Here is a 15,663-nt window from a genome sequence, read left to right on the forward strand (position 1 = left end):
GGTGCACGCGACGGCCGGGAGGCGCGGGTCGGGCCCGCCACGTGCCTCCCGGCCGCCCCGCCACGTGTCCACCGCCCCGCACGGCTGGTGCGAGCGTGCGGGCGAACGCTCAGCGCGCGGCGCGCCGCCCGACGTCGTCGGTCTCGCCGACGAGGGCGTCGTCCGGCTCCACCGGCTCCGGCGACCGCTGTGGCACCCCCGCGCCGGCGGACCGACGCGCCCGCGCCGCTCGTGACGCCCGCGAGGACAACGACGGCCGCCCGGTCAACGGCACGCTGAGGGGCGTCCACCGGAACAGCTCGGTCACCGCGACGGACAGCACCAGCACGAGCACGTAGGTGACGAGGGTGAGCCACGGCCGTGGCACGACGGCCTCGAGCCAGCTGTCGCCGTAGAGCAGGATCCAGATGACGAACGGGTGGCTCAGGAAGATGCCGAACGAGCGATCGGAGGCGTAGTCGACGAACCGGGCGGTCCGGCTCCCGGGGCGCCGTCGATCCGCCCAGGCCGCGCCGATCGCCAGGAACCCGACGAACACCGCGGTGCTCCAGACCACCTGGACCGGCTGCAACGGTGTCCCCGCGGCGTAGAGGGACTGCCCGAGGCCCACCTGCAGCGCCCACACACCGAGGGTGAGCCCACCGACGCCGGCGAACGCCCACAGGACCGAACGGCGGTGGACCCGGATGAACCGCAGGAACGCGTCCGCGTGGTCGGCGGCGATCGCCCCCGAGACGATGAAGAAGACGTACGAGAAGAAGAACTGCTTCTGGTACCCCTGCATCCACGCGTCGCTCGCCGGGAAGTACTTGTACCCGGCGAACACCACCAGCTGGACCAGGAACGCCACGACCAGCACGGTCACGTGGTGCCCACGGGTCCGGCGCACCAGCCAGACGATCACCGGCAGGAGCAGGTACACCTGCATCGTCACGAGCAGGAAGTACAGGTGGTACCACGAGGTGCCGGTGACGATGCCCTCGGCCGCGGTGCGCACCAGGTCGGGGACGTCGCCACGGCGGGTGGGACTCAGCAGCCACGCCGCCGCGACGTAGACGAACGACCACGCCAGGTACGGCACGCCCACGAGCAGGAACCGCTTCGGCCAGAACTGTGCCATCGGCCTCGGGCGCAAGGTGTAGCTGTACACGAGCACGAACGCGGTCAGCGAGAAGAAGACCAGCCGGGTGAAGTGCAGCAGGGCGAGCAGCGCGTTCAGCCCGACGTCGTCGGTGGCCGCGGTGTGGCTCGTGGTGTGCACCCCGATCACGCACGCGAACGTGAGGATGCGGAGCACGTCGACCTCGTACAGGTGCCGGGGCTTGCCCTCGGCAGTGCGCGTCGGCGTCTGCACCCCCGGCTCGTCGCCGGTCGATGCCGGGGACACGCGTGATGGTCCGTTCACGATGGTCGGGCCATGGTCCGGACCTTCGCGCGCTGCACCTTGCCGGTGGGTGCGCGCGGCAGGTCGGGCACGACGATGACCTCGACCGGTCGGCGGAACCGGGTCAGGTGCGCCTCGGCCCGGGCCACGAGGTCAGCCACGAGGGCTGCGTGGTCGACGGGTTCGTCGGGCTGCGGGATCACGTAGGCGATCGGGACGGCACCGAGCACGTCGTCGGGGCGGCCGACGACGACCGCCTCGAGCACGCGTGGGTCGCCGAGCAAGACGTCCTCGACCTCGGACGGGTAGACCTTCTCGCCACCGCGGTTGATGACGTCGTCGGAGCGTCCTGCCAGTGACACCCAGCCGTCGGTGCTGACGGAGCCGACGTCACCGGTGTGGAGCCAGCCGTCGGCGTCGAACCGCTCGGACGCGCGACCACCCAGGTAGCCCCGCACGATCCCCTCGCCCCGCACCCACAGCGCACCGATCTCGCCGGCGGGCAGCACCGAGCCGTCCTCGCCGCGGACCTGCACCTCGGACCCGACCGGGACCCCGACGGTACCGGGCCGGGCCGGTTCGTCGAGCGGCGTCGCCGTGATCTGCGAGGCGCCTTCGGTCATGCCCCAGCTCACGACGAGCGGCACGTCACCGAGGGCGGCGCGCACCGGGTCGGGCAACGGCGCCGACGCGCTGCGCACGAACCGCAGGCCCGGCGGGAACTCGAGCGGCCCGGTCTTCGCCAGTACGGCCAGGACGGCCGGGACGGCGTTCAGCCAGGTGATCCGTCGTTCCGCGAGCAGGTCCCAGAACCCGGTACGACGGAAGCGCCGGTCGAGCACGAGGGTCGCGCCGGCGACGAGCGTCGCGAGCAGTCCGACCACCTCGGCGTTGACGTGGAACAGCGGCAAGGAGTTGAACCCGCGGTCGTCCGGCACCAGCCGGTTGTGCTGCGCGACGGCCCGGGCGACGAACAGCAGCTGCGTCTCGGGCAGCTCGACGCCCTTCGGCGTGCCGGTCGACCCGGAGGTGAACAGCACGACGGACCCCTGGCCCGGCGCGTGCGGGCTGTGGGCGGGCAGGTCGCCGTCACGGACGGCGGCCGGGAGGAACGTGGCCGGGTCGATCCCGCTCGCCGGTGCCCCGGGGACGGTCGCGTCCACCGCGCGGTCCGACACGACGATGGACGCTCCGCCGATGAGGTCGGCGAGACGGCCGGGCTCGGTGGCCGGCTGGCCGGTGTCGACGGGGATCGCGCGGCGACCCGAGGCGACGGCGCTCAGGTGCACGACCACGAACGCGAGCGGGTCACCCACGTCGACCAGGACGGCACCCGACGGGGCGATGCCGATCGCGTCGAAGGTCCGCGACCAGGCGGTCACCGCGTCGTCGAGCGCGCGGTAGGTGAGGACGCGCTCGGAGCGGGCGTCCTCGAGGAAGTGGCGCACGCCCCCGTCGGCCGCACGGGCCCGGATCAGCGAGCGCAGGTCGGGTTCATCACGAACGGGCTGCACGCAGGAAGGCTATTGCGCGACGCTATGAGCGGTCGGAGGGAACAGCGGGATCTGTGGAGAACCGGTGCAGCATCCACTGCCACAGCGGGAGCATCCGGGGGACGCCGTCACGGGTGAGCGGCGTCGAGTCCTTGATGATCAGGGAGTGCGCCTTGCCCTCGCCGCCGAGGTCGGTGAGGATCGCGTGCGGGTCCGCTCCGGCGAGTGGCGGTGCGGTGTCCGTCTCGAACGGCCCGGAGACACCGCTCAGCCCGAGGACGTCCCACGAACCGGTGATGCGGGGGCCGAACGTGTCACGGACGTCGTCGATGGCGTACATCCGGCCCACCGGTGTCCGGCCCGGGCGGTCCATCCACGCTGCGTGTGCCGGCCCGCGGGACTCGACGGGTGACGAGAACATCAGCGCGCCGTGGACACTGCGGATGTGGGCGATGTACGCCGCCTCTCCGCCGCCCTGCGAGTGCCCGGCCACGACGATGTCGTTCCAGACGATGCGGTCGTCGCCCTGGACGAACCGCCCCCAACCGCCGTCGGGGTCGTGGTCGTCGAGGTACGCGACGGCGTCCCGGAATCGCGAAACGATCGACCCGGCCGGACTGACCGCACTGAACGCCGAGGGCCGCGTGCCGTCGAAGCGGTTCCGCTGCACCATGCCGTAGCAGCGTGCGTCGGCCTCACACGTGCCGGACAGGGTGCGGCCCAGGTTCCAGTAGTCGAGGCCGAGCACGTGGTACCCGTCAGCCAGGGCGGCTCCGAGGAACCGCTGGTACTCCGCGGGACGGGATCGGGTCGCGGGCAGGAACAGCAGGAGCGGACCGTCGGCCGAGGTGCGCGCGGCGAAGTCGTCCCGGTTCGGCGTGAGCCGCTCACCGTTCACCGTTCCGAGCCGGAACCGGTGGAACTCTCCCTCGGGCCCGTGTTCGTCACCCGACGGCCGCTCGTGCACCGCGACCCGGCCGTTGTCCGCCACACGCTGGGCACCGAGGACGTTCGCGGCGACGAGCGAGGCGGCCCCGATCGCCACGAGGACGATCGCGGCGAGGACCAGCAGCAGGCGGTGGTTCATGGAGTGATCCGCGCCCACACCTCGTCAGCGGAGCGGATCGTCTGCTCGAGCGTCCCGGTGGCGTCGACGACGTGGTCGGCGAGGGCGAGACGGTCGGCGTCGCTCGCCTGGGCGGCGACGCGGCGCTCGGCCTCGTCACGGGGCATGCCGCGGTGCTCGACGAGCCGTTCGATGCGCTGCGCCGCGGGGGCGTCGACCACCACGACGGCGTCGAACCGGAGCGGACGCGAGCCGCGGGCCTCGGCGAGCAACGGCACGTCGTAGACCACCACGGCGTCGGGGTCGGCGGCCTCGGCTGCGTCGAACGCCTGCTGCGCGAGCCGCCAGACCTCGGGGTGCGTGATGGCTTCGAGGTCCTTCCGCGCCGCGGGGTCCACGAACACGATCGACCCGAGCGCCGGCCGGTCGAGCGAACCGTCGGCGGCGATCACCGACGGACCGAACCGCTCGGCGACCTGTGCCAGGCCCGGGCTGCCCGGCGCCACGGCGTCCCGAGCCAGTCGGTCGGCGTCGACGACGACGGCCCCGTGCTCGGCCCAGCGCCGGGAGACCGTCGACTTGCCCGCGGCGATGCCGCCCGTGAGTCCGATGATGTGCACGGCAACAGGGTAACGACCCCGATGCCCGGAAACGCCGGAAGCCCGGCACCCTGTCAGGGGTGCCGGGCTCCCGGTCGGGACGAACCGCTCGATCAGTTGTTGGTCGAGCTGAGCTTCTCGCGGAGTGCAGCGAGCGACGCGTCGTCGGCCAGGGGGCTCGCGCCACCCGTCTCGCCGGCGAACGACGAGGTCGACGACGACGACGAGGAAGCCGTGGCCGGGAGGTCGAAGCCACCCTGCGCCTCGTCGGCGATGGTCTTCGCGACCTGCGCCTTGTGGGCTTCCCAACGCCCCTGGGCGGCCGCGTACTGGCCCTCCCACTCGGTGCGCTGCGTGTCGTAGCCCTCGAGCCACTCGTTGGTCTCCGGGTCGAAGCCCTCGGGGTACTTGTAGTCACCCTTGTCGTCGTACTCGGTCGGCATGCCGTAGAGCGCCGGGTCGAACTCGTCGCTCTCCGGGTCGACGCCCTCGTTCGCCTGCTTGAGGCTGAGCGAGATGCGGCGACGGTCGAGGTCGATGTCGATGATCTTGACGAAGACCTCGTCGTTGACCGAGACGACCTGCTCGGCGAGCTCGACGTGCTTGTTCGAGAGCTCCGAGATGTGCACGAGGCCCTCGATGCCGTCGGCAACGCGGACGAAGGCACCGAACGGGACGAGCTTCGTGACCTTGCCCGGTGCGATCTGACCGATCGCGTGGGTGCGGGCGAAGACCTGCCACGGGTCCTCCTGCGTCGCCTTGAGCGAGAGCGACACGCGCTCGCGGTCCAGGTCGACCTCGAGGATCTCGACGGTGACTTCCTGACCGACCTCGACGACCTCGCTGGCGTGCTCGATGTGCTTCCAGCTGAGCTCGGAGACGTGGACGAGGCCGTCGACGCCGCCGAGGTCCACGAACGCACCGAAGTTGACGATCGAGGACACGATGCCCTTGCGGACCTGGCCCTTGTGGAGGTTGTTGAGGAACGTCGTCCGGGACTCGGACTGCGTCTGCTCGAGGAGCGCACGGCGCGACAGGACCACGTTGTTGCGGTTCTTGTCGAGCTCGAGGATCTTGGCCTCGATCTCCTGACTGAGGTACGGCGTGAGGTCGCGGACACGACGGAGCTCGATGAGCGAGGCGGGGAGGAAGCCACGGAGGCCGATGTCGACGATGAGCCCGCCCTTGACGACCTCGATGACCGTCCCGGTCACGACGCCGTCGGACTCCTTGATCTTCTCGACGTCGCCCCACGCACGCTCGTACTGCGCGCGCTTCTTCGACAGGATGAGGCGGCCTTCCTTGTCCTCCTTCTGGAGAACCAGGGCCTCGACCTCGTCGCCGACCTCGACGACCTCGTTGGGGTCGACGTCGTGCTTGATCGAGAGCTCGCGCGAGGGGATGACGCCCTCGGTCTTGTAACCGACGTCGAGGAGGACCTCGTCGCGGTCGATCTTCACGACGGTGCCGGAGATGAGATCACCGTCGTTGAAGAACTTCAGGGTCTTCTCGACCTCGGCCAGGAAGTCATCAGCCGAACCGATGTCGTTGATGGCGACCTGCTTAGGAGCCTTGGTCGTAGTGGTTGTCATGTAGAGATTGCTCCGAACGGACATGAGTCGGGCCATGGCGTGCGGGGGCTCGGCCCCCGTGGTGCACCGCCGTGGCGATTGATTGAGTGGCGCGGATTGCGCCGCACAAGTCTAACCGCACCGGCGGAGGCCCCACAACCGGGCGTGTCGACGGCGCGTCACCCGACCAGGGCGGTCCGCAGGGTGTCGAGGCCGATGCTGCCGAGGGAGAGCGCACGGTGGTGGAACGCCTTCAGGTCGAAGTCGGCTCCCTCGCGGGCGGCGACCTCGTCGCGGATGGACTCCCAGACGCGCTGACCCACCTTGTACGAGGGGGCCTGCCCCGGCCACCCGAAGTACCGGGCGACCTCGAACCGGACGAACGCGGGGTCCATGTTCACGTTCTGCCCCATGAAGTCGAGCGCGTACTCCCACGTCCAGCCGCCGCCGTCGGGGTTCGTCTTCTGCAGGTGCACGCCGATGTCGAGCACGACGCGCGCCGCCCGCATCCGCTGCCCGTCGAGCATGCCGAGCCGGTCGCCGTCGTCGTCGAGGAACCCGAGCTGCTCCATCAGCCGTTCGGCGTACAGCGCCCAGCCCTCGACGTGGCCGGAGGACCCGGACAGCTGCCGGCGCCACGTGTTCAGTTCGCCGCGGTTGTAGACGCCCTGGCTGATCTGCAGGTGGTGTCCGGGAACACCCTCGTGGTAAACCGTCGTCTTCTCGCGCCAGGTGCCGAACTCGGTGACGCCCTCGGGCACGGACCACCACATGCGGCCAGCACGGGAGAAGTCGTCGGAGGGGCCGCTGTAGTAGATGCCGCCCTCCTGCGTGGGGGCGATCCGGCACTCGAGGCGACGGATCGGGTCCGGGATGTCGAAGTAGGTCCCGGCCATCGCGGCGATCGACGCGTCGCTCGTCTCCTGCATCCACCGCTGCAGCGCGTCGGTGCCGTGCAGGATCCGGGACGGGTCGGTGTCGAGCACCTCGATCGCCCGGGCGACGCTCGCACCGGACTCGATGCGGTCGGCGATGCGCTCCTGCTCGTCCCGCATGCGCGCGAGTTCCTCGAGGCCCCACTCGTACGTCTCGTCGAGGTCGACGACCGCACCGAGGAACCGGCGCGAGTGCAGCTCGTAGGCCTCGCGACCGACGGCGTCGACGGGGGTGGCGAGCGGCAGCAGCTCGTGCTCCAGGAACTGGCCGAACGAGCGGTAGGCCGCCGCGGCGACCTCGGCACCGCGGTGCAGGTCTGCTCGGAGCGTCTCCGGCACGGGGCCGTCGCCCTCGAACGCCGCGGAGTCGGCAAGCTGACGGAACATCCCGCCCTCGGCGCCGGTTCGCGCCGCCTGCTCGGCGATGAGCGCGACCTGGCGCTTCGCCGGGGTGACGTCCTCGCGGGTGCCCTCGAGCAGGGTCTCACGGATGCCCTCGAGCGCGTCGGGCAGCGCGTGCAGTCGGCTCGCGATGTCCTGCCAGTCACCCTCGGTCGCGGTCGGCATCAGGTCGATGATCTCGCGGACCGACTGCGCCGGGCTCGCGATGACGTTGAGGTCACGGAGGTGCAGCTTGCGCTCGTACGACTCCTGCACCAGGTCCAGCTCGGCCCCGAGGTCGGCCTTCGTCACCTGGTCCACCGAGTCGACGGCGGGAGCGGCGTCGAGCGCACGCTTCGCGCCGCGCGCGGCCTCGGCCATCGCGGCGGCGCCGGCGGGCGAGGTGTCGCCGTACTCCCCCGTGCGCCCCGGGACGCCGATGTAGGTGGCGGTCGTCGGGTCGAGGTCGACGAGGGTGGTGACCCAGTCCTCGGCGACGCCGTCGACGGCGGACGGCTGGCGGACAGGACGCTCTTCGCTCATACCCCGACCCTACCGACCCGCGGGTCGGCAGGACTCCCGAGCCACCCGGGTCAGTGGGCGGCGCTCTCCCAGTTCGGCCCCACACCGACCGAGACGTCGAGCGGGACGGTCAGCTCGGCTGCGCTGCCCATCCGGGTGCGGAGGATCTCCTCGACACGCTCCTGCTCCCCGGGCGCGACCTCGAGGATGAGCTCGTCGTGCACCTGGAGCAGCAGGTGCGACTGCAGCTCGCCTTCGCGCAGGTCGTCGGCGACCCCGAGCATCGCGATCTTGATGATGTCGGCGGCCGACCCCTGGATCGGGGCGTTCAGCGCGGCGCGTTCGGCGTTCTCGCGCAGGACCCGGTTCGGGCTCTTCAGGTCGGGGAACGGGCGACGGCGACCGAAGATCGTCTCGGTGTAGCCGTCCTCGCGCGCCTGCTCGACGACGTTGCGCAGGTAGTCGCGCACGGCACCGAAGCGGGCGAAGTACTCGGTCATCAGGGTGCGGGCCTCGGACTGCTCGATGCGCAGCTGCTTCGACAGACCGAAGGCGCTCAGCCCGTAGGCCAGGCCGTAGGACATCGCCTTGACCTTGGTGCGCATCTCGTTGGAGACCTCGGACGGGTCGACGCCGAACACCCGGGCGCCGACGAAGCGGTGCAGGTCCTCGCCCTCGTTGAAAGCCTGGATCAGCCCCGGGTCGCCGGAGAGGTGCGCCATGATGCGCATCTCGATCTGCGAGTAGTCGGCGGTGACGAGCGTCGTGTACGGCTCGGCCACCGCGAACGCCGACCGGATCCGGCGACCGACGGCCGTCTTCACCGGGATGTTCTGCAGGTTCGGGTCGGTCGACGAGACCCGCCCGGTGCTCGTACCGGTCTGCTCGTACCGGGTGTGGATGCGACCGTCGACCACGGCGGCGTCGAGCGTGTCGACGATCTGCCGGAGCTTCGTGGCGTCGCGGTGCTGCAGCAGGAGCCCGAGGAACGGGTGCGGGTGCTGTTCCTGCAGGTCGGCCAGGCTCGCGGCGTCGGTCGAGAACCCGGTCTTGGTCTTGCGGGTCTTCGGCATCGCGAGCTCGGTGAACAGGACCTCCTGCAGCTGCTTCGGCGATCCGAGGTTGACCTCGTGCCCGATCTCGGCGAAGGCCTGCTGCGCGAGTTCGGCGGCGCGCTCCCCGAGTTCCTTCGACAGGCCGGTCAGCACCGGGCGGTCGATGCCGACGCCGATGGTCTCCATGCCCGCCAGCACCGACACGAGCGGCAGCTCGATGTCGTCGAGGACCTGCAGCGAGGACGCGTCGATCCGGGCGCGCAGGGCCGTGGTGACGCGGAGCACGAACCACGCGTGCACCCCGACGTTGACCGGGTCGGTCTCGGGGACCAGCTGGTTCGGGTCGGCCGTCGGCAGTTCTTCGCCGAGCTCCTGGTAGACGAGGTCGGACAGCGGCTGTCCCTGCTTGCCGGGCTGCGCGAGCCACCCCATGATCCGTGCGTCGCCGGCGATGCCGTTCACGACGAAGCCGGCGGTGCCGAGCGCCTTGATCGCGGCCTTGGCGTCGTGGAAGTGCTTCGGGGCGTCGGAGGCGAACCAGGCCGAGAGCTGCTCGTAGTCCTTCGCGCCGCTGCCGCCCGGCACCAGCACGGCGTCGTCGTGGGTCGCGATGCCGATGGCGCTGAGGCGTCCGTCGATGACCTCGACCGCGACGCCGTAGCCGTTCGCCGCCTCGGTGGCGTTGCGGCGCTCGAGCCAGTAGCCGAGCTCTTCGTCGATCAGCGTCTTGACGGGCGGCGGGGTCGGCGCGCCGTCGGTGACGGTGCCCTCGGCCGCGGGCTCGGCGGGGTCGCCCGACCCGGCCACCTTGAAGACGCGGTCGAGCAGCGTGCGGAACTGCAGCTTGGCGAAGAGCTCGCGCACCGCGGTCTCGTCGACCGGGCGGAGCGCGACGTCGGCGGGACCGACGGGCAGCTCGACGTCGGTGACCAGGCGGTTGAGCCGGCGGTTCCGGATCGCCCGGTCCTGCTGCTCGCGCAGGTTGTTGCCGACGACGCCCTTGATCTCGTCGGCGTGCTCGAGGACGCCGTCGAGCGACCCGTACTGTGTCACCCACTTGACCGCGGTCTTCTCGCCGACCTTGTCGATGCCGATCAGGTTGTCGCTGGTCTCGCCGACGAGTGCGGCGATGTCCGGGTACTGGTGGGGCTCGATGCCGTAGCGCTCGTAGACCTTGTCGCGGTCGTAGCGGGTGAGTTCGGAGACACCGCGGACGGACGGGTAGAGCAGCGTGACGTCGTCGTTGACGAGCTGGATCGAGTCGCGGTCACCGGAGACCACGTAGACCTTGAAGCCCTGGTCGGCACCCTGCTTGGAGAGGGTCGCGAGGATGTCGTCGGCCTCGTAGTCCTCTTTCGTGACGGTGGTGATGCCCATCGCCTCGAGCGCCTGCTGCAGGAGCGGGATCTGGCCCTTGAACTCGGCCGGGGTCTCGGAGCGGGTGCCCTTGTACTCGGCGTACTCACGGGTGCGGAACGAGAACCGGGAGATGTCGAACGCCACCGCCAGGTGGGTGGGCTTCTCGCGCTGCAGCAGCATCAGCAGCATCGAGATGAATCCGTGGATCGCGTTGGTGTGCTGCCCCTCGCGGTTCACGAAGCTGTCGACCGGCAGCGCGTAGAAGGCCCGGAAGGCGAGCGAGTGGCCGTCGATGACCATGAGGGTAGGCTTTGCGGAGTCCGACACCCGGACAGCCTACCGACGCCCGCTGACACGGAAGGTCGACGCAGACCGTGACCGACGACACCACATCGACCACGATCGATCCCCGCATCGACGAACGCGGCATGGGCGAGCTGGCCGAGAAGATGGGCATGGTCATCACCGAGCTCTCGGCCGAGCGGGCGGTCGGTTCGATCCCCGTCGAGGGCAACCGCCAGCCGGTCGGCCTGCTGCACGGCGGTGCCTACGTCGTCCTCGCGGAGAGCCTCGGTTCGATGGCCGCGAACGTGCACGCCGGGCCCGGCCGCTACGCCGTCGGCATCGAGCTCAGCGCCTCGCACTCCCGCAGCGCCACGAGCGGCATCGTCACGGGCACGTGCACCGCCATCCACCTGGGCGGCACGCTCACCACCCACGAGATCGTCCTGACCGACGACCAGGGTCGCCGGTGCTCCACCGTGCGGATCACGAACATGATCCGCGAGCGTCGCTGACCGACGGAGCGACGGACCGACTACTCAGTCCTCCGGCGGTCGCTGCAGCAGCAGGCGGGCGTCGCCGAACCCGAGCCTCCGGTAGAGCCGTTCGCCGTCCACGCTCGAGTGCACCGACGTCCGCTCCACGCCGAGTTCGTCGGCGAGCTCCAGCAGGGCCGTGACGAGCCGTCCGGCGACGCCGGAACCGCGCAGCTCCGGGTGCACGTAGACCGTCTGCAGCTCGGCGGCGAACCGGTCACCGTCGACGTGCGGCGCCGGCGGTCGCGGGTGGACCGCCAGCCACGCCATGCCGAGCACCACGCCGTCCCGCTCGGCGACCACGCACCGGTGCGACTCCCGGTGACGGGCGGCGAAGTCCGTCATCGCCCTGCGGTACTCCCCCGGCGTCTGCACCGGTGAGCGGCCGTCCTCGTCGACGCTCCACCGCCACCGCAGGTCCGCCACCGCCGGCATGTCGTCAGGCCGGGAGGCCCGGATCACCACGTCGTCCATTTCTCCAGCCTGCCAGGTGGTCGCGGCACACGCCCCGCTCCCGGACGCAGGAACGCCGCCGACCCCAGGGGGTCCGGCGGCGTTCCGTGAGCGACGGTGGTGCGCTGACTACTTCTTGGCGCTGAGCTGCTCGATGATCGCCTTCGCGACGTCGTGCATGGTCAGGCGGCGGTCCATCGAGGCCTTCTGGATCCAGCGGAACGCCTCGGGCTCGGTGAGGCCCATCTTCTCGTTCAGCAGGCCCTTGGCGCGGTCGACGAGCTTGCGGGTCTCGAAGCGCTCGACGAGGTCGGCGACCTCGGCCTCGAGCGTGATGATCTGCTGGTACCGCGAGAGGGCGATCTCGATCGCGGGGAGCAGGTCGTTCGGGGTGAAGGGCTTGACCACGTAGGCCAGCGCGCCGGCCTCGGTCGCACGCTCGACGAGGTCCTTCTGGCTGAACGCGGTCAGCAGGACGACGGGCGCGATGTGGTTCTTGGACAGCTTCTCGGCTGCGGAGATGCCGTCGAGCTGGGGCATCTTGACGTCCATCACGACGAGGTCGGGGCGGAGGTCGGTCGCGAGCTGGACGGCGGTCTCACCGTCACCGGCTTCACCGACCACGTCGAACCCGTTGTCGCGGAGGATCTCCACGATGTCGAGGCGGATGAGCGACTCGTCCTCGGCGACGACGACGCGACGGGGTGCTGGTGCTGTTGCTTCTGTGTCACTCACGGACGAAAGCCTACTAGACGACGGAAGTGTCGTATCCCAGACCACGCAGATCGATCAGTCGGATCGGCGGCTTGGTACGAGTGGCGGGACGCGGGTCCGAACTGCCCCGCACGCCGTGAGCAATTTCGTACGAGTGGCGGGACTTGAACCCGCACGCCGTGAGGCAGAGCATTTTGAGTGCCCCGTGTCTGCCGATTCCACCACACTCGCGAGGAGGCCAACACTACCAGCCCGACCCGCGCCTCCCGGCCCGTCGTCGACCGTCTCAGGAGCCCTCGAGCGCCTCGATCGCCGCCACGAGACCGGCCCGTCGGAGCGACCGCCGCGGCAGCACCGCGAGCAGCGCGCGGAGCACGAGCGCGTCGGTCGCACCGTCCGGGGTGCGCGCCCACGCGAGCAGCGCGTCGACGCCGCCGTCGGCGACGACCGACTCGCGGAACCGCAGCCGCACCAGGTCACGGACCGCGTCGACGCCGGGTGCGGCGGAGCCCGGCAGGACCGGTCCGGCGTACCGGTCGACGGCCTGGAGGCGCGCCCCGCGTTCGAGCGCGGACAGCACGCCGTCGACGTCGGTCCGGACCCCGGTCACCCGGTACGGCCGCGACGTCACGGTCACGTCCGGCGCGTGCTGCGCGAGGACCCGTCGGAGCCGGACGACCTCGGCGCGCAGGGTGACGACCGAGCCCGGGTCACCGTAGACGGCGGCGGCGAGGTCGGTCGCCGCGAGCCCGTCGGGGTGCGCGGCGAGCACGACGAGCAGTTCGGAGTGCCGGGCGGACAGCTCGACCCGGCGGTCGGCGATCCGGAGCACGGCGGTGTCGGTCCCGAGCACGGTCAGCTCGGCCGACGGTACGCGGGGTGTCCGTGCCTGGGGGCGGACCGCAGCCAGGGCGAGTTGGGCCTCGGCTGCGGCGACCGTGGCGGCGAGCAGCGACAGCGTGTGCCGCTCGACGGCGCGGTCGTCGCCCGTCAGGTCGAGCACCCCGACGGTGGCACCGCTCACGTCGTGCACCGGGACGGCCGTGCACGAGAACGGCTTGACGGCGTTCGCGTAGTGCTCGTCGGAGCGGATCTGCACCGGACGGTCGAGGCGCAGTGCCGTGCCGGGCGCGCTGGTGCCCACGCGGTCCTCCGACCAATCGGCCCCGGGGACGAAGCCCATGTCCTCGGCCGCGCGACGCGTGGAGCGGTCCTCAGCCAGGCCGAGATGCAGCAAAGATGGGATGACCTCGAACACCAGCAGCGCGACGAAGAGAGCTGATCGACAGACACCCTGTCAAGCTAACGATGCGCTGGCGTGACTTCCCGGACCGCTATACCCTCGCGAGATGGCGCGTCAACTTTCCGTGTGGAGCTTCTACTGGCGCGTCAACGATGATCGCCTCCCGGCCGGGGCCGCTCCGAGCGTCATGATCGCGGCGAGCAGCGGTGCGGAGGTCATGCGTGCCCTAAACGCCAGTCGGTATCAGTGGAGGTACCTGCAGGGCGGCAGAGTTAGCGACGAAGGCTTGCGGCGCATTGCCCTTGATCAGCCGGGAGTGCTCTTCTGGCGGGACGAGCAGGATGGCTCGTGGCACGAGGTTCAGCCGCGGGGCGAATAGCCCAAGCTGGGGCCTCCTGGTACCCGTCCCCTTGATCCCTCATCTACGCGGGATCCGAGGCTGCAACTTCGGACGCTGTGGGCTCGGTAGCAGCGGACAGGCCTCGACGACTCAGCCCGTTCGACGTGAGTAGGGCATCGACGCACTCATCGATCGTTCTTGCCTTGTACACGAGGCCAAGGTCAAGCATCTCGCTGACCCGTGGCACGATCGTGGAGGTCGGGAGCGTGATGAGGTCACCGACCCTTTGAGTGAGTCGCACTTCGGCGACGATGCCCAGGAGAAGGAGGCGACCGCCGAGGGTTAGGCCGCTCTTGGTGGCGTAACTCGCCGAATCCGCAATTACGACCGGACTACCGCTCGAACCAGGGAAGACCGAAGCGTCAATGAGAAACACCGGGCGCCCCTCGTAGTCATGCTGTAGGTATGAAGCGGTTGTGCCACGGCGGATGACGGGCAAGTAGTTCTCCGTGTCATAGATGCCGTCCGGATACCCGATGAAGCGCACGTCCTCAACAGCGTCCAGATCATTCAACTGGTCGAGCGTGGGCACCGAGCTACTCACGATGCTCCTGTAGAACAGCGGGTTCCCGCTGTCGCTTGCCAGCTGGAATAGAGGAACAGCCGGCAGGACAGCGACGTCGATGTCTGGGTCAGGATGGCCGTAGTAGTTGCCCGCGTTGAAAGCGCCGATGGTGATCGGGTAGACGTGCCCCAACGCTGGCCCGCCGTCAGTATTTTTCTTAAGGAACCACACCGTTAGAGAAGACGCACCAGCCAGGACATGCTTGTTAGTCACGATTACCGTGGCGTTCGTGTCAGGCTCGGTCGGTACGTCATAGAAGAAACCTGTGCCGATCGAGGTGCTTCCGTCAGGGAACTGCGCTTCCAGTCGGACCGTCACGTAGAAGAGTTGCTCGTTCAGGGTCTCTGGGTTTGCGGCGCTCACTGTTCCCATTCCTCGGCATGAAGTTGCATGCGTGGAGTGTAGGGGCGATTAACCCAGGGCGCTACGTTCATCGAACGGCGTCCCTCCAGACCCAGGCGCAGTCGGTTGCCTGACCGAACCCCCACTCGACGAGGACGGCGCGCTTCGTGTACGCGATGACACGGGCCTCCACCTCGAGCATCCGGTCGGGGAACTGCAGCCAAGCAAGCACCGGATCGGGCGGAACGACGTCGTAGTCGGGCCCACCCCGTGCTGCTTCCGGGAGCGAGAAGGCCGGGCCTAGCGCCCACCGATCGCGACGTCGTCGTGCCATCAGTCTCGGCGCGGTGCCAGCGTGCGCCTGCTCACGCTGGAGCGCGGTACCCACGCGCGCTGAAGACGTCCCTGCCAAGCGATCTCCGCGTACACGGCAATGTCGGACTGGGCGACGGCGAATGCCTTGACTCTCTGGAGCTCGCCGATCTGGTCGAACACCAAGCGGTCAATCCATACGGGTGCCGGAGCGTCGAGCGCGGTGGGCTCACCGACGCGGTCGAGGGGCAACGATTCGGCCGCGTAGACGGGGACGTCCTGATGCTCGGGTGGTGCCCACTTGTGCTCGTGCATGCCCTTCAGATTCCTCGAAGCCCCCGACATCTGACAGGCGGGCGTTCGTCTCTGTACACGTGTGGCCCTCGAACAGGGGGTTGATTCTGGCTGTTCGTAGAACGACTTGTCTGCCAGGGTTCTGCTCATGGGGAAT

General features: G+C 69.8%; 14 protein-coding genes and 1 tRNA gene. 1 reads left to right on the forward strand and 14 read right to left on the reverse strand.

What is annotated here, in order from left to right; genetic code table 11:
• Positions 1-109: 109 nt before the first annotated feature.
• The 7 genes from DEJ19_RS10150 to polA form a co-directional block, all read right to left on the reverse strand.
• Positions 110-1,354, reverse strand: coding sequence for an acyltransferase (locus DEJ19_RS10150; protein WP_181422680.1), 1,245 nt, complete (start codon positions 1,352-1,354; stop codon positions 110-112).
• Positions 1,355-1,401: 47 nt separating this feature from the next.
• On the reverse strand, positions 1,402-2,898 hold the full coding sequence (locus DEJ19_RS10155; protein WP_111232972.1) for an AMP-binding protein: 1,497 nt from the start codon (positions 2,896-2,898) through the stop codon (positions 1,402-1,404).
• A 22-nt stretch (positions 2,899-2,920) separates the two neighbouring features.
• The gene (locus tag DEJ19_RS10160) at positions 2,921-3,964 is read right to left on the reverse strand and encodes a BPSS1187 family protein (protein ID WP_111232973.1); all 1,044 of its coding nucleotides are present in this window, start codon (positions 3,962-3,964) and stop codon (positions 2,921-2,923) included.
• Entirely contained in the window at positions 3,961-4,563 is a 603-nt protein-coding gene (coaE, locus tag DEJ19_RS10165; protein ID WP_111232974.1) for a dephospho-CoA kinase, read from the reverse strand. Before coaE ends, DEJ19_RS10160 begins: the two co-directional genes overlap by 4 nt.
• Positions 4,564-4,655: 92 nt before the next feature.
• Positions 4,656-6,134 carry a 30S ribosomal protein S1 gene (gene rpsA, locus DEJ19_RS10170; RefSeq protein WP_111232975.1) on the reverse strand — a complete coding sequence of 493 codons (1,479 nt, stop codon included), beginning with the start codon at positions 6,132-6,134 and terminating at the stop codon, positions 4,656-4,658.
• Between the two features lie 158 nt (positions 6,135-6,292).
• Entirely contained in the window at positions 6,293-7,972 is a 1,680-nt protein-coding gene (locus tag DEJ19_RS10175; RefSeq protein ID WP_111232976.1) for a DUF885 domain-containing protein, read from the reverse strand.
• 50 nt (positions 7,973-8,022) lie between these two features.
• Complete coding sequence (polA, locus tag DEJ19_RS10180; protein WP_284176438.1) at positions 8,023-10,665, reverse strand: DNA polymerase I; 2,643 nt, start codon at positions 10,663-10,665, stop codon at positions 8,023-8,025.
• Between the two features lie 128 nt (positions 10,666-10,793).
• Between polA and DEJ19_RS10185 the strand changes: the two genes are divergently transcribed.
• Entirely contained in the window at positions 10,794-11,162 is a 369-nt protein-coding gene (locus DEJ19_RS10185) for a PaaI family thioesterase (RefSeq protein ID WP_051596794.1), read from the forward strand.
• A 24-nt stretch (positions 11,163-11,186) separates the two neighbouring features.
• Here DEJ19_RS10185 and DEJ19_RS10190 read toward each other — a convergent pair whose 3' ends face one another.
• The 7 genes from DEJ19_RS10190 to DEJ19_RS10220 all read right to left on the reverse strand — a co-directional run bounded on the left by DEJ19_RS10190 (position 11,187) and on the right by DEJ19_RS10220 (position 15,527).
• Complete coding sequence (locus tag DEJ19_RS10190) at positions 11,187-11,657, reverse strand: GNAT family N-acetyltransferase (RefSeq protein ID WP_111039091.1); 471 nt, start codon at positions 11,655-11,657, stop codon at positions 11,187-11,189.
• Positions 11,658-11,765: 108 nt separating this feature from the next.
• Positions 11,766-12,371, reverse strand: coding sequence for an ANTAR domain-containing response regulator (locus DEJ19_RS10195; protein ID WP_017887240.1), 606 nt, complete (start codon positions 12,369-12,371; stop codon positions 11,766-11,768).
• A gap of 128 nt (positions 12,372-12,499) precedes the next feature.
• Positions 12,500-12,581, reverse strand: a tRNA-Leu gene (locus DEJ19_RS10200).
• Positions 12,582-12,636: 55 nt separating this feature from the next.
• Positions 12,637-13,608, reverse strand: coding sequence for a helix-turn-helix domain-containing protein (locus DEJ19_RS10205; RefSeq protein WP_258377377.1), 972 nt, complete (start codon positions 13,606-13,608; stop codon positions 12,637-12,639).
• Positions 13,609-14,015: 407 nt separating this feature from the next.
• A complete protein-coding gene (locus DEJ19_RS10210) occupies positions 14,016-14,921 on the reverse strand; it encodes a S1 family peptidase (RefSeq protein ID WP_181441502.1) in 906 nt (301 codons plus the stop codon).
• 67 nt (positions 14,922-14,988) lie between these two features.
• Complete coding sequence (locus tag DEJ19_RS10215; RefSeq protein ID WP_146250639.1) at positions 14,989-15,234, reverse strand: hypothetical protein; 246 nt, start codon at positions 15,232-15,234, stop codon at positions 14,989-14,991.
• A complete protein-coding gene (locus DEJ19_RS10220; protein ID WP_111232981.1) occupies positions 15,234-15,527 on the reverse strand; it encodes a hypothetical protein in 294 nt (97 codons plus the stop codon). The genes DEJ19_RS10215 and DEJ19_RS10220 overlap by 1 nt, the downstream gene beginning before the upstream one ends.
• Positions 15,528-15,663: the final 136 nt, after the last annotated feature.

Origin of the sequence: Curtobacterium sp. MCSS17_016 (genome assembly GCF_003234255.2) — a bacterium.
Taxonomy (GTDB): domain Bacteria; phylum Actinomycetota; class Actinomycetes; order Actinomycetales; family Microbacteriaceae; genus Curtobacterium; species Curtobacterium flaccumfaciens.

Excerpts from the sequence above, each read along its gene's own strand:
- DEJ19_RS10185 (WP_051596794.1), top strand. The coding sequence starts at position 10,794 with ATGGGCGAGCTGGCCGAGAAGATGGGCATGGTCATCACCGAGCTCTCG.
- DEJ19_RS10175 (WP_111232976.1), bottom strand. The coding sequence starts at position 7,972 with ATGAGCGAAGAGCGTCCTGTCCGCCAGCCGTCCGCCGTCGACGGCGTC.
- DEJ19_RS10220 (WP_111232981.1), bottom strand. The coding sequence starts at position 15,527 with ATGCACGAGCACAAGTGGGCACCACCCGAGCATCAGGACGTCCCCGTC.
- DEJ19_RS10190 (WP_111039091.1), bottom strand. The coding sequence starts at position 11,657 with ATGGACGACGTGGTGATCCGGGCCTCCCGGCCTGACGACATGCCGGCG.
- rpsA (WP_111232975.1), bottom strand. The coding sequence starts at position 6,134 with ATGACAACCACTACGACCAAGGCTCCTAAGCAGGTCGCCATCAACGAC.
- DEJ19_RS10215 (WP_146250639.1), bottom strand. The coding sequence starts at position 15,234 with ATGGCACGACGACGTCGCGATCGGTGGGCGCTAGGCCCGGCCTTCTCG.
- polA (WP_284176438.1), bottom strand. The coding sequence starts at position 10,665 with ATGGTCATCGACGGCCACTCGCTCGCCTTCCGGGCCTTCTACGCGCTG.
- DEJ19_RS10160 (WP_111232973.1), bottom strand. The coding sequence starts at position 3,964 with ATGAACCACCGCCTGCTGCTGGTCCTCGCCGCGATCGTCCTCGTGGCG.